The sequence below is a fragment of the Streptomyces laurentii genome, from assembly GCF_040635425.1.
Taxonomy (GTDB): domain Bacteria; phylum Actinomycetota; class Actinomycetes; order Streptomycetales; family Streptomycetaceae; genus Streptomyces; species Streptomyces laurentii.
The window spans coordinates 1-25,640 of record NZ_JBEYHT010000043.1 but is presented as its reverse complement, the minus strand read 5'-3'; the positions used below and the strand labels follow the sequence as shown (position 1 = coordinate 25,640).

The window sequence follows — 25,640 nt, the reverse complement described above, 5'->3', positions numbered from 1 at the left end:
GCGCAACTTTCCCTCCGCCCGACCGGGTCGGGGCGGGGTGTGACAGAAAGCGCACCGGCGGCGCTGTAAGGAATACGGAGCCGCCCTGCGGCTCCGCGGTCGACGACCGGGGCCTCTCCTGTGGGGGGTGGCGGCCCCGGTCGTCTTCCTTTCCCGCCTCGCCCGGCCGCCTCGCCCGGCCGCGTCGCCCGGCCCTGCGGACGTGATCCCGTCCCGGCGGAGCCGACTCGGCGATCAGTAGCGGTAGCGGGCGGCGAGGATCACGATCTCCTGGCCCGTGACCAGGTAGACGAGGCGATGCTCATCGTCGATCCGCCTCGACCACGCCCCGGGCAAGTGGTACTTGAGAGGCTCAGGCTTGCCGATCCCTGTGAACGGGTCGCGCTTGACGTCCTCGGTGAGCTTGTTGATCCGAGCGAGTGTCTTGCGGTCGTTCTTGAGCCAGGAGGTGTAGTCCTCCCAGCCCTGATCCTCGAAGACAAGCCTCACGCGGCACCCGCGGCAGGGTCCACCGCGTCCGGATCGATCAGCGTGCGCTCGGACACGTTGACGTGCCCCAGAGCGTTCTCGTAGGCCTTGAGCAGCCGCCGCGCGTTGGCGGGCGAGCGCAGCAGGTACGAGCCTTCACGCAGTGCCGCGTAGTCCTCGGCCGAGACAAGCACGGCGTTGCCGTGCTTGGAGACGATCTCGATGGCCTCGTGATCGTCGTTGACCTTCTTGATCAGCGGGAAGAGGGCCTTGCGGGCTTCGCTCGCGGTGATGGACACGGACAGCCTCGGGCTGGAAGGGGGCACGACGCAAGAAGGCCCGGCATCGTCTCGGGACGGAACGCCTGGAAATCAGGAGTGCCGGATCGAGCGGAGGATGCCGGACGCGCCGTGGGCGAGGAGCTCGGCCGCGACCATGGCGCCCACCTTCGCCGGGTCGTCGGCCGGGCCCTCGCCGGCCGCCGTGACCTGCTGGGCGCCGTCCAGGGAGGTCACCGTCGCGGACAGGTGGAGCAGACCGCCGGGGCCGATCCGGCCCCAGGCGCCGACGGGCACCGAGCAGCCGCCGTGGAGTTCGGCGAGCAGGGCACGTTCGGCGCGCACGCACGCGTCGGTCTCGGGGTCGCCGGTCGCGGCCAGGAGGTCGGCGGCCGGGGACCCGGCGCGGACCTGGATCCCCAGCGCGCCCTGGCCGGGGGACGGCAGGAAGACGGCGGGGTCGAGCACCTCGTGCTTCTCCGGCAGCAGGCCGAGCCGGTTCAGGCCCGCCGCCGCCAGCAGCACCGCGTCCAGCTCGCCCTTGGTGGTCCGGGCCAGCCGTCCGGGGACGTTGCCGCGGATCGGCACCACCCGCAGGTCGGGCCGCAGCGCGAGGAGCTGGGCCACCCGGCGCGGGGCGCCCGTGCCGACGCGCGCGCCCTGCGGGAGGCCGGCGAGCGTCGCGCCGCACAGCACGTCCCGTACGTCCTCGCGCGGGCCGGGGGTCGTCAGCAGGAGCGTGCCCTCGCACACGGAGGTGGGGAGGTCCTTGAGCGAGTGGACGATCACGTCGACCTCGCCCGCGACCAGGGCCGCCTCCTGGTTGGTGGAGAAGGCGGAGCCGCCGGCCGTCCGGGCGACCTCGGCCAGCGTCGGGGTGACCCGGTCCTTGTCCCCGCCTTCGAGGATGACCTGCCGCTTGAACGTCACCTCGGGGAACCGCGCGGCGATCGGCGCGAGCCACTCCGCGACCTGGGCCCGCGCCAGCTTGCTGGCCCTCGATCCGATCCGTACCACGTCGCCGTCGCCCATTCGGATCAACTCCTCGGCATGGATGGCCTGTTGGGCCTTCATGGTACGGGCGCGGGGCCCCTGCGGATTCCGACACTTTGTCACTAAACGGGCTGCCCGGATTCCGGGCCCGCGCGCCACGCCGGAGGGGTGTCAACCAACGGTTGACACCCCTCCGCTGTCAACCTAGGGTTGCACCATGACGAATCCACTCGGCATGACCAACCCCGTGCGACTGGACGACCTGATCGACGCGATCAAGAAGAGCCACCCCGGGGACGCTCTCGACCAGCTCTCCGACGCGGTCATCGCGGCCGACCACCTCGGCGAGATCGCCGACCACCTCATCGGCCACTTCGTCGACCAGGCGCGCCGCGCCGGGGCCTCCTGGACCGACATCGGCAAGAGCATGGGCGTCACCCGGCAGGCCGTCCAGAAGCGGTTCGTCCCCAAGGGCGACACGGCCGGCAACGCCGCGAAGATGGACCCGAACGCCGGGTTCAGCCGCTTCACGCCCCGCGCCCGCAACGTCGTGATGGCCGCCCAGAACGAGGCCACCGCCGCCGGCAACGACAAGATGGTCCCGGCCCACCTCGCCCTGGGCCTGCTCGCCGAGCCCGACGGGCTCGCGATCCACTGGACCGGCACCCAGGGCGTCACCCCGGAGCAGATCCGCGCGGCGCTCACCCCGGCACTCCCGCCCGCCGCCGCCGAGGTGCCCGCGCTCATCCCGTACGACGCGGACGCCAAGAAGGTCCTGGAACTCACCTTCCGCGAGGCCCTGCGCCTCGGCCACAACTACGTCGGCACCGAGCACATCCTGCTCGCCCTGCTGGAGTTCGAGGACGGCAAGGGCCCGCTCGCGGGTCTCGGCCTCGACAAGGCGCGGGCCGAGGAGCAGATCGGCGAGGCCGTCGCCGCGCTGCACATCGAGGAGCCGCCGGCGGAGTCCTGAGCGGAAACGCGTGAGCCGGGAACGCGCGAGGCGGTACGGGCAGGGGGCGGCGCCCCGTACCCGTACCGCCTCATGCGGCATACGTCGTGCGGCTCACGCCGCGCCGTTCACGCCGTGCGCGCCCGGCGCGCGACCACGGCGCGCAGCACCCGGCCGCCCTCGGCGGACAGTTCGCGCGCCCGGCGCAGACCGGTCGGTCCGTGCGCCGCCGACTCCAGGACGACCTGCTGGCGCCGGAGTTCGCCCGCGCGCAGCGGGCCCACGCCCGCCGCCGCGTCGTACCCCTCGTGGACGGCGAGCGCGGCACCGGAGCACTCCCCCGCCCACGCCCGCAGCGGCCCCTCGGCCCAGTCGGCGGGCGCCTTGGCCAGCATGGCGCGCACCAGCGCCCCGGCCCCGTCCGCCCCGGCCCCGCCGTCGGCGGCGTCGCCGGAAGCGTTCAACTCCGCCCGTACCTTGGCCAGCGCCGCACCCCAGGCCCCGCCGTCGCCGCGGGCGACCGCGGCCCACACCGGCCGCAGCGCCTCGGTGGCCCGCTCGGCGGACGCGATCAGCGGCAGACACCTGTCCAGGCAGGCGAGTCCCGCGGCGGCGAGCCCGCGCGCGTCGGCGCGGTCGATCAGCTCCGTCAGACCTGCGGCCGTGCTTGCGCTCGTGGTCGTGCTCGTCGCGGACGTCATGACGGCTCCTCGCCACCCTGCGGACGCAGCGTTTCCCTACGGCGCCGGGTGGCGCGTTTTCGTCACTACGCGGCCGGAATCATGCCATTGGCCTTCGCGTCCTGCATAGAGGTCAGCCGGCGCACGAAGAGGATCGCGAGGACCGCGGCGGTGGCGTCGAGCACGGTGCCGGCGAGCTCCCACCACGTCGCCGTCAGGAGGTCGTCGAGGGTGTCCGCCCTCATGGCCAGGCGTTCGGAGGTCCAGAGGGTGAGCCTGCTCGCGATCCAGAACCCCCACCAGAAGTTGAGGAGCCTCAGCTCGCCGGGGCCGTCACCGGCGGACGGGTCGGGGCGGCTGGCCCGCCAGATGTCGACGGCCGTCACCCGCGGAATCCAGAAGCAGGCGATCGGCACAAACCAGCCGCCGATCGCCCAGCCGGCGCCCCGGCCGTGCCCATCGGGGGCGAACACCTCGGCGTTCTGCCTCACCCGATGGAACCAGACGACGAAAACGACGACGGTCGCCAGGAACACCAGAATGGTCAGGAGATAGGTCGCCAAGTCGGCGCCCATCATTGCCAGATTGCCGGATTCATCCTCGTATCGGTAGTCGGTGCCCAGGGTGCGGAGCGCGATCACGCCGAGCGGGATGTCGCAGGCGATGTTCGCCGCGAGCAGGATCATGAGAGCACGGGCAAGCCCGTTCGGATTACGGAGCATGAAAGCGGATCCCCCCAGGGATGTAGGGCGCCCCTCCCCAGAGGCGCCGGCGCGGCCGGTCGGCGCGCGCAGACGACGGAACGTACGCCAAGCGGACGGCTCCCGTCCATGGGAAAACACGCCCGGAAGCCGCCCTCCCGCCCCCGGCCGCGATCCCCCTCGCGCCCCCTCGCGCCCCTCGCTACCGCACCCGCACCGCCAGCCCCTGGAACTCCGCCCAGCTCGCCGTCGGCTTCCGCGCGTCCCACAGCTTCTGCGCCGTCGCCGCCAGCGGCATCCGGATCCCGTCCGCCACCTGGGCCTCGGTCTGCGAGTTGGCCAGGTCGCACCAGACGGCGAAGCTGCCGCCGAGGATCTGCCCGTCGTAGCGGGCCGCCACGGGCGTGGTGCCGCGCAGGACGAGCGGGGTCCACTCCTCGTAGATCCGGCGGCCGGTGGGGTACACGAAGGTGTTCGGCTGGCCGAGTACGTAATAGAGGTACTCGTCGTTGTAGTTGAGCATCGTGCGGCCCTCGCTCAGGTACGAGGACGGGGTCCGGGCGCCGATCTCCTTGCCGGTCCAGTACGCGACCGTCAGGTCCTTGGCGGCCGGCACGATCCCTCCGGTGAAGAACCCGTCGTTCCACGCGCGCAGGGCCCGGCCGGACGGGCGGACGGTGGCCGCGCGGTCGTTGAGCCACCCGGTGGTGAGGTCCTTGACCCGGGCGCCGGAGCCGAAGCGGGCGACCGCGGCGCGGGCCAGCTGCGGGTAGGTGGCCTCGGGGTTGCTCGACATCAGGGCCACGTACTCGTCGCCGCCGAGGTGCCAGTACGCGCCGGGGAACAGCGCCATGTACTCGCGCAGCAGCTCATCGACGATCTTCGCCGAGGCGGGCTTGGATATGTCGACGGCCCCGCGCGGCGTCCGGCCGCCCGCGCTGACCAGCTGGAGGTCGGGGTGCGCGTCGATGACCGCGCCGAGGTGTCCGGGCGAGTCGATCTCGGGGACGACCTGGATGTGCAGGCTGTTCGCCAGGGCGACGATCCGCCGCACCTCCGCCTTGCTCAGATGCCGGGCGGAGACGATCTCGGGGTGGCTGTCGGAGGCGATCCGGAAGCCCTGGTCGTCGGAGAAGTGCAGGCCGAGCTGGTTGAGCTTGAGGTCGGCCATCTCGCGCAGCCGGGCCTCGATCCAGGCCGCGGAGAAGTACTTGCGGGCGATGTCCACCATCAGGCCGCGCTGTGGCTTCGCGGGCGTGTCGGTGACCGTGCCCTCGGGTATCGCGCCGGTGGACCTGACGGACTGCTTGAGCGTCCGGGTGCCGTAGAAGACGCCGGCCTCGCCGGGCCCGGTGATCCGGACGCCGCCGTCCCGGACGGCCAGGGTGTACGACTCGGCCGAGCCGGAGCCGCCGAGCGCGAGGCTGACGTCGCCGGCGCGGGCGGCGGCGGTGCCGCGGTACGGGACGTTCAGCTCGCCCGCGATCAGCCGGGCCTCGTCGGCGAGGGCGGCCTCGTCCTTGGCGGCGACGACCACACCGGCACGGGGGCCGGGCTTCCAGCCGGGGCCGCGGGCTGCCTCGAACCGGCCGACGGCCGGGATGACGCGGGGCGTCGTGGACAGCGGATACGTGCGCGTGGGCGTGGGGGTCGGGCTCGGCGGGGCCGCCGTCGAGGGCGCCCCGGTGGCGGGGGCCGGACCGGTGCCGGTGGGCGGCGGTCCGGAGGAGGAATTGTTCGAACAGGCGGTCATGGTGACCAGTGCCACCGCTGCCGCCATCAGTGCGGGGCCCCGGCGGGGCCCTCGTATGGAGTACCGCATCACCCGGAATCCTCCCTCACGGCGCGAACCATGTCGTCTCGGCTCTTCTGTCTACCCGGGCAGCGAAACCCACTCGTCCTGATGAAATTCGCGCATCCGTCGGACGCCTCCCCCGTCCCGCCGATAGCGTGACCTCACACCCCACACTTCGGCCACCACCCTTTGCACTTCCTTCGCACCATCCCCTCTCCCCGCACCTCCCGCATCTCGCGCCTTCCGCGCCGCCCCGGAGCATCCGCGCCTCGCGCGCGTACCGCCGCGCCCGCGTGAACCTCCCGCGCCCCGTTCCCGTCTTCCTCTCAGGGCCGCCCCGGTCACCCGCGCCGCAACTCCCGATCCCGTCTCCTCCGGAGTTCCCCTGACCAGCCACGCCCCCACCGCCCCCTGCCGGATCCTGGCGCCCGCCGTGGTGTCCGCCCAGCCCTGCACCGGACGGCACCTCCGCGGGCTGGCCCGCTTCAACGCGGCGCCGCCCACCGCCGCCACGACGCTGCTGCTCGGCTGCTGCGGCAGTCACCGCTGGGCCGAACGAGTGAGCGCGCATCGCCCGTACCCCACGGTCGACTCCCTCCTCGCCGCCGCCGACGAGGCCGGTTACGACCTGTCGGGCGCCGAGCTCGACGCGGCCCTCGCCCGCGAGACGGCCGCCCCGCCGCCGGACGCGCCGCCCGCGGCCCGTACCGCGCTGGACGCCGGCCTCGCCGCGTACCAGGGCCGGTTCGGCCACGCCTTCGTCATCAGCCTGGACGGGGTGGCCCCGGCCGAACGACTCGACCGGGTCCTGGCGGCCATCCGGTCACGTCTCGGCAACGAAAAGGAGGAGGAACGGGTCGTCGCCGCCGATGAACTGCGACGACTCACCCGCGCCCGGATCAGATGTTCGATTAATGCCAGCCCTGTTCGCCCGGAATGCGACGAATAGGGGTGTGACGATAGGCCGAACGTGCCTGTTTGATCACACCTATGGACCCCGCGCGAGCGAACCGACGAGTCGTCGCTACGATGACCGGGGCCGGTGGACCGTACCCGGCCGGGCCAGACCGACAGAAAGCCGGCCGGCCCCGATCCCCGCTCCCGGAGGGTTTTTCCGTGCCGGCTGGAACGCTGTACCGCGGCCGGGAAGGAATGTGGTCCTGGGTGGCTCACCGAGTCACCGGCGTCCTCATCTTCTTCTTCCTGTTCGTCCACGTACTGGACACCGCTCTCGTCCGCGTCTCTCCCGAGGCCTACGACGACGTCGTGGCGACGTACAAGACGCCGATCGTCGCACTCCTTGAGTACGGCCTCGTCGCCGCCATCCTCTTCCACGCGCTCAACGGCCTTCGCGTCATCGCCGTGGACTTCTGGTCCAAGGGCCCGCGCTACCAGAAGCAGATGCTCTGGACCGTCGTGGGCATCTGGGTCGTGCTGATGGCGGGTTCGCTGTACCCCGTCCTCGGCCACGCCGCACGTGAACTGTTCGGGAGCTGACGCCAGACATGTCCACTGAGACCTCCACTGCGATCGGCCCCGTCGAGGGCGCCGCGCACTACGACGTCGACAACCCGGCTCCGTTCATCGAGCCCCCGCGCAAGCGCACCGGCAAGACCCCGCGCGCGACCCGTGGCAACTTCGAGATGGCCGCGTGGCTCTTCATGCGCCTCTCCGGCGTGGTCCTCGTCGTCCTCGTCCTCGGCCACCTGCTGATCCAGCTCTTCCTGGACGGCGGCGTCTCCAAGATCGGCTTCGCCTTCGTGGCCGGCCGCTGGGCGTCCCCGTTCTGGCAGGTCTGGGACCTGCTGATGCTGTGGCTGGCGATGCTGCACGGCGCCAACGGCCTCCGCACGGTCGTCAACGACTACGCGGAGCGTGCCAACACGCGCCTGTGGCTCAAGGGCCTGCTGTACACCGCCACGGTGTTCACCATCCTTCTGGGCACGCTGGTGATCTTCACCTTCGACCCGAACATCCGCTAGGCACGGGGCTGAGGTAATCCACGTCATGAAGTTCCACAAGTACGACACCGTCATCGTCGGCGCCGGCGGCGCCGGCATGCGCGCCGCCATCGAGGCGACGAAGCGCAGCCGCACCGCCGTGCTGACGAAGCTCTACCCCACCCGCTCCCACACGGGCGCCGCGCAGGGCGGCATGGCCGCCGCGCTGGCCAACGTGGAGGAGGACAACTGGGAGTGGCACACCTTCGACACGATCAAGGGTGGTGACTACCTGGTCGACCAGGACGCCGCCGAGATCCTCGCGAAGGAGGCCATCGACGCCGTTCTCGACCTCGAGAAGATGGGTCTGCCGTTCAACCGGACCCCCAAGGGCGAGATCGACCAGCGTCGCTTCGGCGGCCACAGCCGCAACCACGGCGAGGCCCCGGTCCGCCGCGCGTGCTACGCCGCCGACCGCACCGGTCACATGATCCTCCAGACGCTGTACCAGAACTGCGTCAAGGAGGGCGTGGAGTTCTTCAACGAGTTCTACGTCCTGGACCAGCTGATCACCGAGGTCGACGGCGTCAAGAAGTCCGCGGGTGTCGTCGCCTACGAGCTGGCCACCGGCGAGATCCACGTCTTCCAGGCGAAGTCCGTGGTCTACGCGTCCGGCGGCACCGGCAAGTTCTTCAAGGTGACGTCCAACGCGCACACCCTCACCGGTGACGGCCAGGCCGCCTGCTACCGCCGCGGTCTGCCGCTGGAGGACATGGAGTTCTTCCAGTTCCACCCGACGGGCATCTGGCGCATGGGCATCCTGCTCACGGAGGGCGCCCGCGGTGAGGGCGGCATCCTCCGCAACAAGGACGGCGAGCGCTTCATGGAGAAGTACGCGCCGGTCATGAAGGACCTCGCGTCCCGTGACGTCGTCTCCCGCTCCATCTACACGGAGATCCGCGAGGGCCGCGGCTGCGGTCCCGAGGGCGACCACGTCTACCTGGACCTGACGCACCTCCCGCCGGAGCAGCTGGACGCCAAGCTCCCGGACATCACCGAGTTCGCCCGTACGTACCTCGGCATCGAGCCGTACACGGACCCGATCCCGATCCAGCCCACCGCGCACTACGCCATGGGCGGCATCCCGACCAACGTCGAGGGTGAGGTCCTGTCGGACAACACCACCGTCGTCCCGGGTCTGTACGCGGCCGGCGAGGTCGCCTGCGTGTCGGTGCACGGCGCCAACCGCCTCGGCACCAACTCGCTGCTCGACATCAACGTCTTCGGCCGTCGCGCGGGCATCGCCGCCGCCGAGTACTCCCACAAGGCCGACTACGTCGAGCTGCCGGAGAACCCGGAGGCCCAGGTCGTCGCGCAGATCGAGAACCTGCGCAACTCCACCGGCACCGAGCGGGTCGCCGAGCTGCGCCGCGAGCTGCAGGAGACGATGGACGCCAACGTGATGGTGTTCCGTACGGAGCAGACCATCAAGGCGGCCGTCGAGAAGGTCGCGGAGCTGCGCGAGCGCTACAAGAACGTGTCCATCCAGGACAAGGGCAAGCGCTTCAACACCGACCTCCTGGAGGCCATCGAGCTGGGCAACCTGCTCGAACTGGCCGAGGTCATGGCCGTCTCGGCCCTGGCGCGCAAGGAGTCCCGCGGCGGTCACTACCGCGAGGACTACCCGACGCGCGACGACGTCAACTTCATGCGCCACACCATGGCGTACCGCGAGGTCGGCGAGGACGGCTCCGAGACCGTTCGTCTCGACTACAAGCCGGTCGTCCAGACCCGCTACCAGCCGATGGAGCGTAAGTACTGATGGCTACCCCCGTACTGGACAAGGTGGAGAAGGAAGCCGCCGCGTCCCACAACATCACGGTCACCTTCCGCGTCCGCCGCTTCAACCCCGAGATCTCGGACGCGGCGGTCTGGGAGGACTTCCAGATCGAGCTGGACCCGAAGGAGCGCGTGCTCGACGGTCTCCACAAGATCAAGTGGGACCTGGACGGCACGCTCACCTTCCGCCGCTCCTGCGCGCACGGCATCTGCGGCTCGGACGCGATGCGGATCAACGGCAAGAACAGGCTCGCCTGCAAGACGCTGATCAAGGACCTCAACCCCGAGAAGCCGATCACCGTCGAGCCCATCAAGGGCCTCACGGTGCTCAAGGACCTCGTGGTCGACATGGAGCCGTTCTTCCAGGCGTACCGCGACGTCATGCCGTTCCTCATCACCAAGGGGAACGAGCCGACCCGCGAGCGCCTGCAGTCCGCCGAGGACCGCGAGCGCTTCGACGACACCACCAAGTGCATCCTGTGCGCCGCGTGCACGTCGTCCTGCCCGGTCTTCTGGAACGACGGCCAGTACTTCGGTCCGGCCGCGATCGTCAACGCGCACCGCTTCATCTTCGACTCGCGTGACGAGGCGGGCGAGCAGCGCCTGGAGATCCTGAACGACAAGGACGGCGTGTGGCGCTGCCGCACGACGTTCAACTGCACGGACGCCTGCCCGCGTGGCATCGAGGTCACGAAGGCGATCCAGGAAGTCAAGCGCGCGCTGATCACCCGCCGCTTCTGACCTGGCCTCGCCTGGTCCGGCTTGCGGGAGGCCCCGCCGGCCGGCCTGGGGCGGTTTCCAGGAGTCGTCGCGACACGTGGCCGTGTTGATCAGGCAGCGAGCAGTTTACGCAGGCGCTCGGCTGGGGTTTCCCAGCCGAGCGTTTTGCGTGGTCGGCCGTTGAGCTGGGCGGCGACCGCTGCGAGGTGTTCCGGGCTGTGGACGGACAGGTCGGTGGCCTCGGGGTCGGGCCTCGGGGGTGTCTCAGGGGCGGGCCGGGGGTCGGCCAGGGTCGTCCCGGATGGTCCCGCCGGCGGGCGCGCGGGAGCCTTGAACCATGACGAATTCCTGGACGAAGTCACGCTCACGCACGGCTCGTTGGACGGTGCCGACGGGGGCGGTGGCGTTGGCCGCGCTGGCCATGGCGGGTGCGGCGGTGCCCGCGACCGCGGCACCCGTCGTCTCCCCCTCCCCCGCCTCTTCGACGGTGGTGGCGCTTGGGCACGGGCGGGTGGATCCGGAAGCGTTACGCAGGGCCTTGGCCGGGCTGCCCGACGCCTACGTACGCGGCGCGATGGTCTCGGTGACGGGGCGGGACGGGCGGTGGAGCGGGACGGCCGGGGAGTGGCGCGGGCCGGTCGAGGAGGACTTCGCGATAGGCAGCGTCACCAAGCTGTTCACCTCCGCCGTCGTGCTCCAGCTCGTCGGCGAGGGACGGCTGTCGCTCGACGACACCGTCCAGGAGGTGCTGCCGGACCTGCTGCCCGAGGGGTACGAGCCGATCAGCCTGGCCCAGTTGCTGAGCCACACCAGCGGGCTGCAGCAGCCCTCCTGCGTCCGGCCCGGCACCCCGGTGGAGGTCGTGCAGTCGGCGGTCTCCTGCGGGACGCCGACGACCCCCGGGGCCACCGTCCAGTACAACGGCATCAACTACTTCATCGCCGGGCTCGTCATCGAGGAGGTGACCGGCCGGCCGTACGCGGAGGAGCTGGACCGCCGCGTGGTGCGGCCGCTCGGGCTGCGGCACACCCGGCTACCGGCCGACGACTGGGCCTGGGCGGAGGGCGGGCTGGTGTCCAATGCCGGCGATCTGCGGCGCTTCGCGACCGCGCTGATGCGGGACGGGCTGCTGCGCCCGGCCGAGCGGAAGCTGCTGTTCACGACACCGCCCCTGGCCGACGCGCGCTTCAGTTACGGCGGGCTGATGACGGTCCGGCTCGACAACGGCGTGGTCGTGTGGGGCAAGACGGGCACCAACCACGGCTATACGAGCGGGGTGTTCGCGACGCCCGGCCTGGACCGGGTCGTCGTGTACTCCACGCTGCCGACCGGCAAGGACGTCGACGAGGAGGTCAAACGGGTGAAGGGCATAGCCGAGGCCGCCTTCAGCGGGGCCTGAGCCGGCCGGCGGTGCGCCGCCGCGGCGGGCTGGGTCCGGGGCGCGCGGGGGCAGGGGCGGGTCGGGGAGCAGCCGTCCCAGGGGTCAGCCGTGCCAGGGGTCAGCCGTGCCAGGGGTCGGGGGCGCCGGCCTCCCGTTCGGCGGCGCTCATGACACGGCGGAGCATGTCGTTGAGGCTCACGCGCTCCTTGGGGCTGAGGACGCCGAGCAGGCGCTCCTCCTCGTGTCCGAGGACGTCCATCGCGCCGAGCCAGGTCGCGCGGCCCGTCGCGGTGAGTTCGACGACCACGCGGCGGCGGTCGGCGGTGGACGGGGTGCGGCGGACGAAGCCGCGCTTCTCCAGGGCGTCGAGACGGCCGGTGACCGAGGCGGGGGCGAGGTCGAGGTCCTGGGCGAGTTCGGAGGGGGCGGCGGTGCCGCCGCGGCCGGCGAGCTTGTGGAGGGTGTCGAACTCGTGGCGTTCCAGCTCGAAGTCGACGAGGGACTGCTCGCGCACCCGGCGGAAGTGGACGGACAGCTTCTTCATCCGGGTGACCGCGCCCTCGACGACCGGATCGAGTTCGGGCAGCACGGGCTGCCAGCGGGCGACGTGGTCGTCGGTCCAGTCCCGCCCGGCGTCGCGCGGTTCCTCGGTCGGTGCCATGGGGTGATCGTACGTCGGCGGAGGCGAAGGCTCCCCCGTTCACACGCCAAGTATTTCGTTGACGAATTATTCGACACCGAAATACTCTGCGCCCCATGTCCGTCACCGCGACTCGTCGCCCACCGGTTCCCCACCCCCTGCGCACCCGTTCCTTCCGGCTGTTCTTCGCCGGGCGTTCCCTGTCCCTCCTCGGCGACGCGGTCATCCCCGCCGCCCTCGCCCTCGCCGTCGTGCAGGCGACCGGCTCCGCCGGCGCGCTCGCGCTGGTGCTGGCCTGCTCGATGGTGCCCAAACTGCTTCTGCTGCCCCTGGGAGGTGTCGCCGGAGACCGTTTCAACGCCCGCGGCATCGCGCTGGCCATGGACCTGGTGCGCTGCGGCACCCAGCTCGTCGTCGGCGTCCAGCTGCTGAGCGGTACGCCCTCGCTCGCGGTGATAGCGGCCGTCGAGGTCGCCGGGGGCGCGGCCGGCGCCTTCGCCACGCCGACCACCGCGCCGCTGGTCAAGGGCACGGTCCCGGCCCAGTCCCTCCAACGGGCCAACGCGGCGATGGCGATGGCGTTCAGCGTGAGCCGGGTCGGCGGCCCGGCGCTCGCCGGGACGCTGATCCTCACCGTGGGAGCGGGCTGGGCCTTCGTCCTGGACGCGGCGAGCTTCGCCGCGAGCGCCGCGCTGCTGTGCGCCGTGCGCGTCAAGGAGGTGGAGAAGACGGCGGCGGCGAAGCGGCCGTCGGTGTTCGACGATCTGCGGGAGGGGTGGCAGGAGGTCCGGACGCGTGACTGGTACTGGAGCAGCCTGATCGGGCACAGCGCGTGGAACGGCGCAGCCGCCGTCCTGATGACCCTCGGTCCGGGCATGGCGATGGACCGGCTGGGCGGCGAGCCGGTCTGGGTGGCGTTCCTCCAGGCGGGGGCGATCGGACTGCTGATCGGCTCACTGGCCGCCGACCGCGCTCGCCCCCGCCGCCCGGTCCTCGCGGCCAACCTCGGCCTCGCGACGTACGCGCTGCCGCTGCTGCTCCTGGCGGGCGGAGCGCCCGTGCCGGTGATCATCGGCGCGTACGCGGTGGCGCAGGCCGGGCTCGGCTTCCTCTCCCCGGTCTGGGAGACGGCGGTGCAGCGCGCGGTGCCGGAACACGCCCTGGCGCGGGTCACCTCGTACGACTGGCTGCTGTCGTTCGCGGCGATGCCCGTGGGCTACGCGCTGGCGCCGCTGGCCGCCTCCGCCTGGGGACCGGAAGTGCCGCTGACGGCCGCGGCGGTGACAGTGGCGGGCTGCTGCGTGGGAGCGGCCCTGATGCCGGGCGTCCGTCGCTTCACGAGCGACTAGCCGGCACCGCCCGATCGAACCAAGAATCGGAGTGGGGGTGAGGATGGGAGGGGGAGGGGGCGGGGGCGGGGACGGGGGGGATCAGGCGGCGAGGAAGTCGCGGAGCAGCCCGGCCGTCTCCTCCGGTCGCTCCAGCGCGGGCAGGTGGCCGGCCCAGTCGAGGGTGACGCGGCGGACGTCGGGGAAGAGGCGGGCGAAGCGGTCGCCGATCGCGGCGAAGTCGGGCACGTCCCGGTCGCCGGTGACGACGAGGACGGGGACGTCGAGGGCGGCGAGGTCCTTCTCGGTGACCTCGACGTCGGCGGGGGCGAACTCGTCGGGCGCGGGCAGCATGAGTTCGAAGGCGCGGGTCTGCATCCGCCGGACCAGGTCACAGGCGGCGTCGTCGGCGTCCGGGCCGAGCCAGAGGTCGACGTTGAGCGCGGTGGCGCCCGCGATGTCGCCGTCGACGAGCAGGGCGTGCTCGCGGGTGAGGAAGTCCCGCAGTTCGGGGCCGGGTTCGTGGTCGTGGGCGGCGGCGCAGAGCAGTGCGAGGGCGCTGACGCGGCCGGGATGGCGGACGGCGAACTCCACCGCCACGGCCCCGCCGAAGGAGGAGCCGACGACGGCGGCGCGCTCGATGCCGAGGTGGTCGAGCAGGTCGCGCAGGTCGTCGGCGTGGACGTGGGCCGCGTCGATCGGCGTCTCGCCGAAACCCCGCAGGTCGCACCGCACCACCCGGTGCCCGGCCTCGGCGAGGGCGTGGAACTGACCGTCCCACATGCGCCGGTCGCAGACGCCGGAATGGAGCAGCAGAACGGTGGAGGGGCCGTCGCCGGCCACGTCGTGAGCAAGTGTCATGCCCGCGACCCTAAAGAACCGACTCTCCTTCCACCAGCGCTTTCCTCTTCACCCGCCATCTCGCATTGAACACGTTCAATGAGGGGTCTACAGTCATACCCGTCAGCTTTGAACGCGTTCAAAGGAGCGTGAGGGCATGGACCTCACCGTCATCACCTATGCCGTCTACCTGCTCATCAGCATCGGGCTCACCGTCTGGGTCGCCCGGACCCTCAGCCGCAACGGACGGGTCTTCCTCTCCGACGTCCTGCACGGCAACGACAAGCTCGCGGACGCCGTGAACCATCTGCTCGTCGTCGGCTTCTACCTCGTCAACCTCGGTTTCGTCGCCCTGTACCTGCGCGAGGACGACGGCGTGTTCGACGTCCGGCAGATGCTGGAGGCCCTCTCGGTCAAGCTCGGCGTCGTCCTGCTCGTGCTCGGCGTCATGCACCTCGGCAACTTCTACGTCCTCAACAAGATCCGCCGCCGGGGCGCGGTCGAGTCCGGCACGATCCCGCCGGCCGCCGCCCGGCCGCAGGCCCCCCGCCCGTGGACGGCACCGCCCGCCGGCGCCTGACGTCCGGCGGGCCGGCGACGGTCGCCCCCACGCGCGATGCGGGGCACCGGGCGCGGCCGACTAGGCTCGGCCCCGTGAACGACGCGAGGGCAGCGAAGGAAGAGCATCCGGACGCCGCGCGGGACCCCAAGCCCGCCAAGGCGCCGAAGAGCGAGCAGACCCGCGCACTGATCCTCGAAACGGCCATGCGCCTGTTCCAGGAGCGCGGCTACGACAAGACGACCATGCGGGCCATCGCCCAGGAGGCCGGGGTATCGGTGGGCAACGCCTACTACTACTTCGACTCGAAGGCTTCCCTGATCACCGGTTTCTACGACCGGATGTCACATGTGCACGCCGCCCTGACGAAGGAGCGTCTCGAAGGCCTCAAGGACTTCGAGCAGCGCCTTGAGATCGCCGTCATGACCTGGGTGGACTGCGCGCGTCCGTACCACGAGTTCGCGGGCCAGTTCTTCGGTACGGCGGCCGACCCGGGAAGCCCGTTGAACCCCTTCTCGGACGAGTCGCACCCCGCGCGCGCGGAGGCCGTCCAGATCTTCCGGGACGTGCTCGAAGGGTCCCAGGTGGGCCCGAAGCTGGACCGCGAACTGCGCGAGCTGCTGCCCGACCTCCTGTGGCTGTTCCTCATGGGCGTGGTCCTGTACTGGGTCTTCGACCAGTCGGAGGACGCGGAGCGTACGCGGGCCTTCGCCCGCAAGGTCACGCCCATGGTCGCCCGCGCCGTCAGCCTGTCCCGTTTCAAGGTCGTCCGGCCGCTGGTGCGGGACGCCGTCGACGTGATGCGCGAGTTCGTCGTTCCGAAGGTGCGGAACACCGTGGCCAAGTAGAAGCCCCGCCTGGCCGCCGGAAAGGGCGGCCGAACGGGGCGGGGCCTCGAAGCGCCGGGGGACGGCTCCGGAGCCGCCGGAGCCGGCCGGCTCCGGCCGGGGGACCGTCAGATCCAGCCGAGTTCCCACAGGCGCCAGATGCCGGTGCCGTCGGTCAGGTACTGCGAGCCCGCGACCTCCTCCGTGGACAGCACGAAGTCCTTCTTCTGCCACAGCGGCACCAGCGGCACGTCCTTCGCGACCTCGCTCTGGACGGCCTTGAAGTCGGCGACGGCCTTCTGGCGGTCGCTGTACTGCTGGGTCTCGGCGATGAGCGAGTCGATGGTCGCGCTGGAGAAGCCGTTGTGCATGGTGTTGCCGGTGCCGACGAGCGGGCCCGCGAAGTTGTCGGAGTCGGGGAAGTCGGGCAGCCAGCCGACGGTGTACGCGTCGAACGCGCCCTTCGCGTACTCCTTCTGGAACTCCGTCCACACCACCGGCACCGTCCGGACCTCGAACAGTCCGGTGTCCTCCAGCTGCTTCTTCAGCTCGGCGGCCTCGGCCAGCGACGTGGCGTCCTTGCGGTGGCCGAGGGTGAAGCTCACCGGGGTGGGGATGCCGGCGTTGCTCAGCAGCCGCGCGGCCTTGTCGGCGTCGGGCTCGGGGTTGTTGTCGTAGAACGCGGTGCTGTGCCCGAGGAAGCCCTGCGGGATGACCGAGTACAGCGGCTCGACCGTGCCCTTGTACGGGCCGGTCGCGATGGCCGGGCGGTCGACGATCGCGGCGACGGCCTGGCGGACGGCCTTCTTCGTCATGGCCGAGCCGGAGCGGACGTTGAAGTAGAGGTTGCGCGTCTCGGCGCTGGCGGCCTCGGTGATGCGCGTGCCGTCGTCCCTCTCCTCGCCCAGCTTGTTGAGGAAGTCCGGCGGCATCTGCCGGTGCGTCACGTCGACCTGCCCGGCCTTCCAGGCGGCGGCGAGTTCGTCGGACGCCTTGAAGTAGTCCACCTCGACCGCGTGGCCGGCCCGGGTGACGGCGCCCCGGTAGTTGGGGTTGGGTTCGAGCTTGGCCACCCGGCCCGGCTGGAACTCTTTGAGCAGGTACGGCCCGGAGCCGTCCACCACGTTGCCCTTGCGCAGGGACGTGGCCGGGTAGACGCTGTGGTCGACGATCGAGCCGGCGCCGGTGGCGAGCTTCAGCGGGAAGGTGGCGTCCCGGCTCCGGAGGTGGAACGTGACCTTCTGCCCCTGCGCGACGACGCTCTTCAGCGTCGGGAACAGCGACGAGGGACCGACGTCCGACTTGATGGCGAGGATCCGCTCGAAGGAGAAGCGGACGTCCTCGCCGGTGATCTTCCGGCCGCTGGAGAAGGTGAGATCGTCACGGAGTGTGCACTCGTACGTGGTGAGCCCGGTGCCGTTGAACCGGCAGGACTCGGCGGCGTCCGGCACCGGCGTCGGGATGCCCGGCTTGAAGGTCAGCAGCGACTGGTAGATGTTGCTGTACATCGCCCACGAGCCGACGTCGTAGGCGCCGGCCGGGTCCAGCCCGGTGACCTCGTCGGTCGTGCCGACGATGATCGGATCGGCCCTGACCTCTTCGGACGGCAGGAGTTGCCAGCCTCCGACCCCGGCGGCCACCAGGACTCCACAAGTGATCAATACGCGCAGACGGACCGTCGACCGCATGAGACGTGCTTCCTTTTTTCGTGCCCACCCCGCTGCCGCGACAGCGTCCTGACCGTCGCGATGGCGTCATCTCATCACACGGTGTTCACAAGTAAAAGAGTAAACTTTCACAGCGCGCGCATATGTCCAGGGATAGGGGATTTCTGAGGACTGAGCGTCACGTTTCCGGCGGGGGATATTACGTCTCCAGCCGTACAGGGCGGCTGATTTGGGGCCACCCGGTACGGGGGTGTTGCGACCCGACGGTCCTGGTGCGGGTGTTTCCTCACGCCTGCCGGGAAGCCAGCTCGACGACCGTGATGTCCGACGGCGCGCCGACCCGCACCGGGGGTCCCCAGGCGCCCGCGCCGCGCGTCACGTAGAGCTGGGTGTCGCCGTACCGTTCGAGCCCGGCGACGGTCGGGTTGGCGAGTTCGGCGATCAGGTTGCCGGGCCACAGCTGGCCGCCGTGGGTGTGGCCGGAGAGCTGGAGGTCGACGCCGTGCCGGACGGCGTCGTCGATGACGATCGGCTGGTGCGCGAGGAGGACGGCGGTACGGGCCCGGTCCCGGTCGCCGAGTGCCTTCGCGAAGTCGGGCCCCTGGCCGTGGCTCTCGCCCGCGACGTCGTCGACCCCGGCGAGGTCGAACCCGGCGCCGATCTCGACGCGGTCGTTGCGCAGCGGGTGCAGGCCCAGTTCGCGGACGTGGTCGACCCACGCGTCGGCACCCGAGAAGTACTCGTGGTTACCGGTCACGAAGTACGCGCCGTCGCGGGCGGTCAGCCGCGCGAGCGGCTCGGCGGCCGGGCCGAGGTTCGCCACGCTGCCGTCGACCAGGTCGCCGACGACGGCGACGAGGTCGGGCTGGGTGGCGTTGATCGTGTCGACGATCCGCTGGGTGTGGGCGCGGCCCAGGATCGGCCCGAGGTGGATGTCCGAGACGACGGCGACGCGGTAGCCGTGCGCGGCGCGCGGCAGCTTCGCCAGCGGCACCGTCACCCGCTTCACGCGCGGGCCGCGCAGCACGCCGTACGTGCCGTAGCCGACGGTCCCGGCGGCGACGGCGAGGGCGGAGGTGGAGACGACGCGGTTGACGAAGAGACGGCGGGAGAGGTCGGGTGCGGGAGTCGCGGGCGCGGGCGTCACGGGCGCGGGGGACGTGGCGTCGGTCACCGACTCGGCGTCCGCCGGCGCCAAAACCGGCGCCGAAACCGGGGTCGGGGCCTCGGCCGGGCCCGCCGGGACGGTGACGGGGACAGGAGCCTGAGCCGCCTCCGCGCCCTCGGCCGTCCCCGCCGCCTTACGGGCGAGCGCGCGGCGCAGCAGGGGCCGCAGCGGCTCGGTCACCACCAGTGCGAGCGTCACGTACAGCAGCAGCGCGAGCCACAGGAACCCGGGCCAGGCGAGGATCTGCTCCATGACGAACGGCGCGCCCCCGCGCCCGGAGGCCAGCGCGCCGACCGAGGTCAGCGGCAGCGCGACCAGGACGACGGTGCCGACCCGGCGGGCGGCGCTGCGGGGCCGTGTCAGGTCGCGCACCAGACGCCGCCACACATACCAATGGACTGTTCCCAGCAGCCCCAGCACCACGACCAATACCAGCAGGAACACGATCACGTTCCGCTCCGCCCCTCTGTTTCTTCCGTCCACGACCCGCGGCCGGCGCCCCGCCGTGGCAGCGGCGCGCGGCGGGCACGAGACCCCGCCGCTCGGCTCCGGCCGACCGGTCCGATACTGGCAGGGAACGTCCCGCGCACCCCGAAGGACTCCCGATGAAGCTCAGCCGCCCCGTCTCCTGGTTCCTGCTCGCCTTCGGAGTCTGGTCCTGGATGATCTGGACCACCTTCGTGAAGAACCTCTGGCACGACGCCAGCGGCCTCGCCTTCGACGCCGCGGACAAGCCCACGACGTACTTCTGGATCCACCTCGCCCTCGCGATCACCTCGTTCCTCCTGGGCACGGCGGTCGGCGTGATCGGCCTCCGGGGCGTCCTCGCGCTCAGGAAGAAGTGACGTGACCGATTCCGCCGCCGGCCCCTGGTTTTCGAGGACTGCGGGATCATGGGGATCCTGCCCGGCCCGCTGACCGCGCTGTCGTGGCGTACGGAGACCCTCGCCCCGCACCACAGCGCGAAGGGCATCGTCGGGGCGTCCCTTGGGCAGGTTCCTTGGCCCCGTCGTCGGCCCGCCGCCCCGCTGACCCGCGGGTCGCCCGTTTTTCCCCCGGTTGATCGATCCCGTTCCGGATCCCCGGCGGGCAGATTGTCGTCCTTGTATGTGCGGACGGCTTCCCCGGTCTCCGCCTTCTTCGCCGCGACAGCAGGAAACGAGATGACCGCGTGACAACAGTCTCCAGGGATACGAGTGGACGAGCCCGGACGAACCGGGCCGCTGGGTTCGGAACCCGGTTCCGGAGATGTACGTTCTCGATCGTGTCCGTATCGAAGATGACCGCGAAGGCCGCTTTGACGGTCGGTTTCGCCACCTCCCTGCTGCCTTTCCTCGCCGTCGCGCCCGCGCACGCGGACGACAAGGACAAGCAGCCCCAGCAGCCCAAACCGCCGGCGGTGATGTCGCAGGTGGGCGGCGAGACGCTGTCCCGGCCCGGGGTCCAGGTGCGGCTGATGCCGGGGGCGCCGGTGCTGCCGAAGGAGCTCAGCGGACGGTCGTGGATCGTCGCGGACGCGGAGAACGGGCAGGTCCTGGCCTCGAACAACGCGCACTGGCCGCTGGCCCCGGCGTCGACCCTGAAGATGCTGTTCGCGGACACGCTGCTGCCGAAGTTCGCCCCGACGGAGAACCACACCGTCGAGCCCTCCGACCTGGCCGGCGTCGGCGCGGGCTCCAGTCTGGTCGGCATCAAGGAGAACCAGACCTACAGCGTCCAGGACCTGTGGCTGGGTGTCTTCCTGCGGTCCGGGAACGACGCCGTGCACGTGCTGTCCGCCATGAACAAGGGCGTGCCGCAGACCGTCCTGGACATGAAGGCGCACGCCGAGGAGCTCCAGGCGCTGGACACCCACGTCAAGTCCCCGGACGGGTACGACGAGCCGGGCCAGGTGTCGTCCGCGTACGACCTGACCCTCATCGCCCGCAGCGGCATGCAGAAGCCGGACTTCCGGAAGTACGCGGCCACCGCCCGCGCGCAGTTCCCGGGCGAGCAGAAGAAGGGCGAGAAGAAGCGCGGGACGTTCGAGATCCAGAACACCAACCGGCTGCTCACCGGTGATCTGGGCGTGGCGCCGTACCAGGGCATCGCCGGGGTGAAGAACGGCAACACCACGCACGCGGGGGCGACGTTCACCGGTGTCGCGGAGCGCGACGGCCGGGTGCTGCTCGTCACCGTCATGAACCCGTCGTCGAAGGAGCAGCACGCCGTCTACAAGGAGGCGGCGCGGCTGCTCGACTGGGGTTTCGCGGCCTACGGGAAGGTGACGCCGGTCGGTGAGCTGGTGCCGCCGAAGTCGGCGACCCCGACCGGGGGCGCGAGCACGGGCGCCGGCGCGGGCGCGGGTGACAGCGCCGCTCCGGGGAACGCGAAGCACGCGGCGGCCGCCGAGAAGTCGGGCAACGGTGGCGTGGGCATCGCGCTGGGTGTGGTCGGCGGAGTGCTCGTGCTGCTCGCGGGCGGCGCGTTCCTGGTCAACCGGCGCTGGCCGGCGGCGAGTCAGGGCCGTCGGTCCCGGACGGCTCCTCCGGCCGACGAGAGCGTGAACCCCTGACGGCGGCTTCGGCCCCCTTCTCGCCGGCGGCTGTCCAGGCGGCGCAGAACAGCAGCAGTTTCGCCATGAAGTTGATCCACAGCAGCAGGGCGACGGGCACGCCGAACGCCCCGTACATCGACTTCGCGGCGACCTCGCGCATGTAGCCGCCGAGCAGCAGCTTGAGCAGTTCGAAGCCGACCGAGCCGAGCAGCGCCGCGACGATCAGGTCGCGGCGCCCCGGCTCGACGCCGGGCAGCAGCGTGAGCACGTAGGTGAGGATCAGGAAGTCGGCGACGACCGCGACGAGGATCGCGGCGAATTCGAGGAATATGCCACCCGCGCCCTGGTGCGAGATCCCGAGCCGGCCGGCGCTCCAGCCGACGGCGGTGGAGCCGAGCCAGGACGCGGCGAGCGAACCGAGCATGACCCCGCCGAGGCCGAGCAGCACGATCGTGTCCTTGCCCTTGCGGACGAACGGGTTGCCCTCGTCGACCCCGTCCAGGCCCCAGACGGCGCGCAGGCAGTCGCGCATGGACCCGATCCAGCCGATGCCCATGAAGAGCAGCACGCCGCCGGCGACGAGGCCGACCGTGCCGGCGTTGTCGACGAGGCCGGCGATGTCGAGCTGTTCGGAGATGCCGGGCACCTGGTCGGCGATCTTGTCCTCGATCGTGGCCAGCCGGTCCGGGCTGAGCAGCGCGGCGCCGATCGCGGCGGCGACGGTGATCAGCGGGAAGAGGGCCAGGAAGCTGAGGAAGGTGATCGCGGCGGCGAGCCGGCTCCAGTGGGCCGCGTCGAGGCGTTCGTACGCGCGCCACGCATGGGTCCGCATCAGCCGGACGACCCAGGGGCCGACGACGGGGAGCTTGGTCAGCCAGTCCATCGCGCGCGTGTCTCTTCCTCGGGGAAACGGAGCCCGGAACGTCGCCGTCCGGGGGTCCAGAATCGCAGACGCCGCGCGAGTGCCGTGGCGGCGACCGTGCCTGACGCCGCGTCGGCGGGTGCCCTGACGTCGTGTCGGTCGCCGTGTCGACCGCCGTGTCGGTCGTCGTGTCGACCGCCGTGCGGCGGGTGCGGGCGTGCGCACGGGCCGGAAATCCCGCCCGCCGCGCCACGGGCCGGACACGGCCTACGGCCGGAGTGCGACCGGCGCCCGGCCCGTGGCGGCGCCGAGCGCATGACGGCCTCTCACACCTCGGCTCCCTCGGCTTCCTCGGCTCCCTCGGCTTCCTCGACTTCCTCGGCCAGCCGGTCCAGCCAGTCGCCCGTGCCCTCTTCCCGCCACTTCGGTTCTTCGCGGCCGTCCAGGAAGGCCGCCTGCTCGGTCAGGGTGAGCCGGGTGCCCTGGTCCTCGGCCGTCAGCTCGACCGTGGTCGTCGAGATCGTGGCGAGGGTGCCGCCGATGGTCAGCGTCGAGGAGTAGACGAGCCGCCGGTCCGAGACGATGTCGTGGTAGGTGGAGGAGAACGCCAGGTCCTCGCCGCCCGGCGTCCGGCCGCGGGCGACCTCCCGCCCGCCGGCCCGGAAGTCGAGTGCGTGGGCGCCCCCGGTCCCGAACCAGCGGGCCTTCGCGGCCGGGTCGGCCCAGGCGGCGAACACGCGCGCCGGGTCCGCGGCGTACGTGCGCTCCAGGGTGAACGTGGTGTGCGTGACGGTCGTGCCGGTCGTGCCGGTCATGACGTGGTCCCTTCCGACGAGTCGGGCTCGGCGAGGAGGTCGCCGAGGCGGTCGAGCCTGGTCTCCCAGGCGGTGCGCTGACTCCCGAGCCAGCCCTCCGCGAACCGGAGGGCCTCCGGTTCGATCCGGCAGGTGCGGACCCGGCCGGTCTTCTCCGAGCGGACGATCCCGGCGGCTTCCAGCACCTGGATGTGCTGGACGACGGCGGCGAGCGACATGGGCAGCGGCGCGGCGAGCTCGCTCACCGAGGCGGGCCCCCGCACCAGTCGCTCGACCAGCGCGCGTCGTGTCGGGTCCCCCAGGGCCCGGAACACCGCGTCCAGTCGCTCTTCATGGTTAAGCATGTCCTTAAGTGAAGACCCGCCACCCCGAAAAGTCAAGCAGTTACTTAAGTAACTCGCGGCCATCTTGTCCGACCGTCGCCTCATCACCCATTTCGACGAACCGCCCGCCAATCACGGCATATGCGACACTCCCGGCTTACGGTCGCCCTCATGGCAGCCGACACCGCCGCAGCCCTCTCCCCCGCCCCCGTCCCGGACGCCGGCCGTGACATCGGCACCGGCACCGGCACCGGCATCCGCGCCGGCTTCGACATCCTCAGCGGCTGGGGCCGCACCGCCCCCAGCCTCGCCTACGTGCTGCGCCCCCGTACGCCCGAGGAGGCCGTCGCCGCGGTCCTGTCGTACGGCCACGGCGCGCGCGGGGCGATCGCCCGCGGTCTCGGCCGCGCCCACGGGGACGCCGCCCAGAACGCGGGCGGCACCGTCCTCGATCTGACCGGGCTCACCCGTATCCGGGCCGTCGACGCCGTCGCCGGGCTCGTCGTCTGCGACGCGGGCGTCGGCCTGCACCGGCTGACGCAGGCGCTGCTGCCGCTCGGCTGGTGCGTGCCGGTCGCCCCGGCCACCCGCCACGTCACGGTCGGCGGGGCCGTCGCCACCGACGTCCACGGCGCGAACCACCCCGCCGCCGGCTCCTTCTCCCGGCACGTCGTCTCGCTCGACCTGCTCACCGCCGACGGGCAGGTGCACACGGCCGTCCCCGGCATGCCGCTGTTCGACGCGACCACCGGCGGTCTGGGACTGACGGGCGCGATCCTCTCCGTCACGCTGCGGCTGCTGCCCGTCGAGACGGCCCTCATGCGCGTGGACACCGAGCGCGCCACCGGCTTCGACGACCTGCTGGCCCGGTTCATGGCCCCCTGCCACCGGCACCGCCACACGGTCGCCCGGGTCGACCTCCTCGCGCGCGGTGCCGCGACCGGCCGCGCCGTCCTCGTCCGGGCCGACCACGCCCCGTACGACGCGCTGCCCCCGCGCGTCCGCCGCACGCCGCTCGCCCGCCGGCCGGGCGGGCTGCCCGGCGGGCTGCCGGGCAGCGCCGGCGTCGCCGCTCTGCTCGACGGGCTCCGCTCGCGCGCCGGGCGTCCGGGGACGGGCCGGCCGCTGCCGCTCGCCGCGTTCCTCCACCCGCGTGACGGGCTCCTGCGCGAGCACAAGCGGCGCGGCGGCTTCGTGCGGTACGAGGTCGCCGTCGGGGACGGGCAGGAGGAGGCCCTGCGCCGGGTGGTGGGACGGATCGCGGCACGCGGCCGCGCCGCGGGTCCCGGCGTACTGAAACGGTTCGGCGAGGCGGGCCCGGGTCTGCTGTCGTTCCCGCCGGCCGGTCCCGGCTGGGGGTTCGCCGTCGACCTGCCGGCCTCGTCCGGCGGCCTCGGCCGCTTCCTCGACGAGCTGGACGAGGAGATCGCCGCGGCCGGCGGCCGGGTCCGGCTCGCGGAGGACGCGCGCCTGCGGCCCGGGCTCGTGGCGGCGATGTACCCGGGACTCGGCGAGTTCCGGGAGCTGCGCGCCGCGCTCGACCCGGGCGCGGTCTTCGTCTCCGACCTCGCCCGCCGCCTCGGCCTCTGACCGGGCTCCGGCCCCCGTACCCCTCTCTTCCAGGAGCGTGAACGCCATGAAGGACGCCTTCGGCGCACCCCAGTCCCTGCTCGTCCTCGGCGGCACCTCCGCGATCGGCCTCGCCACCGCCCGCCGGCTGATCGCGCGCCGCGCCCGTACGGTGTGGCTGGCGGGCCGCCCCTCCCCCGCCCTCGCCGAGGCCGCCGACTCGCTGCGCGCGCTCGGCGCGGACGTGCGCGTGGTGCCGTTCGACGCCCTGGACCCCGAGTCGCACGCGGAGCGGCTCGGCAAGGTGTTCACCGAGGGCGACATCGACCTGGTGCTGCTGGCCTTCGGCGTCCCCGGCGACCAGGCGCGCGACGAGTCCGACCCCCTGGCCGCCGTCCGGGTCGCGCAGACCAACTACACGGGTGCCGTCTCGGCCGGGCTTGTCTGCGCGCAGGCGCTGCAGGCGCAGGGGCACGGTTCGCTGGTGGTGCTGTCGTCGGTGGCCGGCGAGCGGGCCCGGCGGGCCGACTTCGTCTACGGCTCCTCGAAGGCCGGTCTGGACGCTTTCACGCAGGGGCTGGGGGACGCGCTGTACGGCACGGGTGTGCACGTGATGGTGGTACGGCCCGGATCCGTCCGCGCGCGGGCGAGCGCGCGGGCGAGCGCGCGGGCGAGCGCGCGGGCGAGCGCGCGGGCGAGCGCGCGGGCGAGCGCGCGGGCGATGACGCCGAGGACGCGGCCCTCGCGGCGTACGGGGAT

General features: G+C 71.9%; 27 protein-coding genes and 1 pseudogene. 14 read left to right on the top strand and 14 right to left on the bottom strand.

Annotation, left to right across the window (positions count from 1 at the left end):
• Positions 1–234 precede the first annotated feature (234 nt).
• The 3 genes from ABZ693_RS24265 to hemC all read right to left on the bottom strand — a co-directional run bounded on the left by ABZ693_RS24265 (position 235) and on the right by hemC (position 1,778).
• Complete coding sequence (locus ABZ693_RS24265) at positions 235–489, bottom strand: Txe/YoeB family addiction module toxin (RefSeq protein WP_359880901.1); 255 nt, start codon at positions 487–489, stop codon at positions 235–237.
• The gene (locus ABZ693_RS24260; protein WP_359880898.1) at positions 486–767 is read right to left on the bottom strand and encodes a type II toxin-antitoxin system Phd/YefM family antitoxin; all 282 of its coding nucleotides are present in this window, start codon (positions 765–767) and stop codon (positions 486–488) included. Before ABZ693_RS24260 ends, ABZ693_RS24265 begins: the two co-directional genes overlap by 4 nt.
• Before the next feature lie 72 nt (positions 768–839).
• Positions 840–1,778, bottom strand: a complete 939-nt coding sequence (gene hemC / locus ABZ693_RS24255) for a hydroxymethylbilane synthase (protein ID WP_359880896.1) — start codon at positions 1,776–1,778, stop codon at positions 840–842.
• 178 nt (positions 1,779–1,956) lie between these two features.
• On the opposite strand from hemC, the gene ABZ693_RS24250 reads away from it, so the two are divergent.
• Positions 1,957–2,712 carry a Clp protease N-terminal domain-containing protein gene (locus tag ABZ693_RS24250; protein ID WP_359880894.1) on the top strand — a complete coding sequence of 252 codons (756 nt, stop codon included), beginning with the start codon at positions 1,957–1,959 and terminating at the stop codon, positions 2,710–2,712.
• 107 nt (positions 2,713–2,819) lie between these two features.
• On the opposite strand, the gene ABZ693_RS24245 is transcribed toward ABZ693_RS24250, so the two are convergent.
• From ABZ693_RS24245 to ABZ693_RS24235, 3 genes are all read right to left on the bottom strand, one after another.
• Complete coding sequence (locus ABZ693_RS24245; RefSeq protein WP_359880891.1) at positions 2,820–3,392, bottom strand: hypothetical protein; 573 nt, start codon at positions 3,390–3,392, stop codon at positions 2,820–2,822.
• A 65-nt stretch (positions 3,393–3,457) separates the two neighbouring features.
• Positions 3,458–4,057 (bottom strand): DUF4328 domain-containing protein, encoded by a 600-nt coding sequence (locus tag ABZ693_RS24240; RefSeq protein WP_359880889.1) that lies wholly within the window; start codon positions 4,055–4,057, stop codon positions 3,458–3,460.
• A 217-nt stretch (positions 4,058–4,274) separates the two neighbouring features.
• Positions 4,275–5,894 (bottom strand): beta-N-acetylhexosaminidase, encoded by a 1,620-nt coding sequence (locus tag ABZ693_RS24235; protein WP_435842521.1) that lies wholly within the window; start codon positions 5,892–5,894, stop codon positions 4,275–4,277.
• Positions 5,895–6,303: 409 nt separating this feature from the next.
• On the opposite strand from ABZ693_RS24235, the gene ABZ693_RS24230 reads away from it, so the two are divergent.
• The 5 genes from ABZ693_RS24230 (at position 6,304) to ABZ693_RS24210 (ending at position 10,387) form a co-directional block, all read left to right on the top strand.
• Positions 6,304–6,816 (top strand): 2-oxo-4-hydroxy-4-carboxy-5-ureidoimidazoline decarboxylase, encoded by a 513-nt coding sequence (locus ABZ693_RS24230; RefSeq protein ID WP_359880886.1) that lies wholly within the window; start codon positions 6,304–6,306, stop codon positions 6,814–6,816.
• A 167-nt stretch (positions 6,817–6,983) separates the two neighbouring features.
• A complete protein-coding gene (gene sdhC, locus ABZ693_RS24225; protein WP_123954581.1) occupies positions 6,984–7,364 on the top strand; it encodes a succinate dehydrogenase, cytochrome b556 subunit in 381 nt (126 codons plus the stop codon).
• 8 nt (positions 7,365–7,372) lie between these two features.
• The gene (locus ABZ693_RS24220) at positions 7,373–7,849 is read left to right on the top strand and encodes a succinate dehydrogenase hydrophobic membrane anchor subunit (RefSeq protein WP_359880883.1); all 477 of its coding nucleotides are present in this window, start codon (positions 7,373–7,375) and stop codon (positions 7,847–7,849) included.
• Positions 7,850–7,874: 25 nt separating this feature from the next.
• Positions 7,875–9,629 carry a succinate dehydrogenase flavoprotein subunit gene (gene sdhA, locus ABZ693_RS24215; protein ID WP_359880881.1) on the top strand — a complete coding sequence of 585 codons (1,755 nt, stop codon included), beginning with the start codon at positions 7,875–7,877 and terminating at the stop codon, positions 9,627–9,629.
• Entirely contained in the window at positions 9,629–10,387 is a 759-nt protein-coding gene (locus ABZ693_RS24210) for a succinate dehydrogenase iron-sulfur subunit (RefSeq protein WP_359880878.1), read from the top strand. Before sdhA ends, ABZ693_RS24210 begins: the two co-directional genes overlap by 1 nt.
• Positions 10,388–10,476: 89 nt before the next feature.
• On the opposite strand, the pseudogene ABZ693_RS24205 reads toward ABZ693_RS24210, so the two are convergent.
• Positions 10,477–10,611 (bottom strand): annotated as a pseudogene (locus tag ABZ693_RS24205) (IS30 family transposase); the annotation flags it as partial.
• A gap of 92 nt (positions 10,612–10,703) precedes the next feature.
• Here ABZ693_RS24205 and ABZ693_RS24200 point away from each other — a divergent pair.
• On the top strand, positions 10,704–11,765 hold the full coding sequence (locus ABZ693_RS24200) for a serine hydrolase domain-containing protein (RefSeq protein WP_359880876.1): 1,062 nt from the start codon (positions 10,704–10,706) through the stop codon (positions 11,763–11,765).
• 100 nt (positions 11,766–11,865) lie between these two features.
• Here the strand turns inward: ABZ693_RS24200 and ABZ693_RS24195 are convergent, their stop codons facing one another.
• The gene (locus ABZ693_RS24195; protein WP_359880873.1) at positions 11,866–12,408 is read right to left on the bottom strand and encodes a MarR family winged helix-turn-helix transcriptional regulator; all 543 of its coding nucleotides are present in this window, start codon (positions 12,406–12,408) and stop codon (positions 11,866–11,868) included.
• Positions 12,409–12,503: 95 nt separating this feature from the next.
• Between ABZ693_RS24195 and ABZ693_RS24190 the strand changes: the two genes are divergently transcribed.
• Positions 12,504–13,736, top strand: a complete 1,233-nt coding sequence (locus ABZ693_RS24190; protein WP_359880872.1) for an MFS transporter — start codon at positions 12,504–12,506, stop codon at positions 13,734–13,736.
• 81 nt (positions 13,737–13,817) lie between these two features.
• Here the strand turns inward: ABZ693_RS24190 and ABZ693_RS24185 are convergent, their stop codons facing one another.
• Entirely contained in the window at positions 13,818–14,576 is a 759-nt protein-coding gene (locus ABZ693_RS24185; protein ID WP_359880870.1) for an alpha/beta fold hydrolase, read from the bottom strand.
• A gap of 136 nt (positions 14,577–14,712) precedes the next feature.
• Here ABZ693_RS24185 and ABZ693_RS24180 point away from each other — a divergent pair, with 136 nt between their 5' ends.
• Together ABZ693_RS24180 and ABZ693_RS24175 are read left to right on the top strand one after the other, a co-directional pair.
• A complete protein-coding gene (locus tag ABZ693_RS24180) occupies positions 14,713–15,135 on the top strand; it encodes a hypothetical protein (RefSeq protein ID WP_359880869.1) in 423 nt (140 codons plus the stop codon).
• Between the two features lie 74 nt (positions 15,136–15,209).
• Entirely contained in the window at positions 15,210–15,962 is a 753-nt protein-coding gene (locus ABZ693_RS24175) for a TetR/AcrR family transcriptional regulator (protein WP_359880866.1), read from the top strand.
• 107 nt (positions 15,963–16,069) lie between these two features.
• Here the strand turns inward: ABZ693_RS24175 and ABZ693_RS24170 are convergent, their stop codons facing one another.
• Complete coding sequence (locus ABZ693_RS24170) at positions 16,070–17,629, bottom strand: ABC transporter substrate-binding protein (protein ID WP_359880864.1); 1,560 nt, start codon at positions 17,627–17,629, stop codon at positions 16,070–16,072.
• Positions 17,630–17,894: 265 nt separating this feature from the next.
• Positions 17,895–19,226, bottom strand: a complete 1,332-nt coding sequence (locus ABZ693_RS24165) for a metallophosphoesterase (protein ID WP_359880863.1) — start codon at positions 19,224–19,226, stop codon at positions 17,895–17,897.
• A gap of 155 nt (positions 19,227–19,381) precedes the next feature.
• On the opposite strand from ABZ693_RS24165, the gene ABZ693_RS24160 reads away from it, so the two are divergent.
• Together ABZ693_RS24160 and ABZ693_RS24155 are read left to right on the top strand one after the other, a co-directional pair.
• Positions 19,382–19,621, top strand: a complete 240-nt coding sequence (locus ABZ693_RS24160) for an SCO4848 family membrane protein (RefSeq protein WP_359880861.1) — start codon at positions 19,382–19,384, stop codon at positions 19,619–19,621.
• Between the two features lie 419 nt (positions 19,622–20,040).
• Complete coding sequence (locus tag ABZ693_RS24155; protein ID WP_435842520.1) at positions 20,041–21,330, top strand: D-alanyl-D-alanine carboxypeptidase family protein; 1,290 nt, start codon at positions 20,041–20,043, stop codon at positions 21,328–21,330.
• Here the strand turns inward: ABZ693_RS24155 and ABZ693_RS24150 are convergent.
• The 3 genes from ABZ693_RS24150 to ABZ693_RS24140 form a co-directional block, all read right to left on the bottom strand.
• Positions 21,251–22,195: a YihY/virulence factor BrkB family protein gene (locus tag ABZ693_RS24150; protein ID WP_359880858.1), complete on the bottom strand. Its 945-nt coding sequence runs from the start codon at positions 22,193–22,195 to the stop codon at positions 21,251–21,253. The genes ABZ693_RS24155 and ABZ693_RS24150 overlap by 80 nt on opposite strands.
• Positions 22,196–22,500: 305 nt before the next feature.
• Entirely contained in the window at positions 22,501–22,989 is a 489-nt protein-coding gene (locus ABZ693_RS24145) for an SRPBCC domain-containing protein (RefSeq protein WP_359880855.1), read from the bottom strand.
• Complete coding sequence (locus ABZ693_RS24140; protein ID WP_359880852.1) at positions 22,986–23,333, bottom strand: ArsR/SmtB family transcription factor; 348 nt, start codon at positions 23,331–23,333, stop codon at positions 22,986–22,988. Before ABZ693_RS24140 ends, ABZ693_RS24145 begins: the two co-directional genes overlap by 4 nt.
• Before the next feature lie 150 nt (positions 23,334–23,483).
• On the opposite strand from ABZ693_RS24140, the gene ABZ693_RS24135 reads away from it, so the two are divergent.
• Positions 23,484–24,902 (top strand): FAD-binding oxidoreductase, encoded by a 1,419-nt coding sequence (locus tag ABZ693_RS24135; RefSeq protein WP_359880850.1) that lies wholly within the window; start codon positions 23,484–23,486, stop codon positions 24,900–24,902.
• A gap of 46 nt (positions 24,903–24,948) precedes the next feature.
• Positions 24,949–25,640, top strand: a 692-nt coding sequence (dprE2, locus tag ABZ693_RS24130; RefSeq protein WP_359880847.1) for a decaprenylphospho-beta-D-erythro-pentofuranosid-2-ulose 2-reductase, incomplete at its 3' end; no start/stop codon positions are given.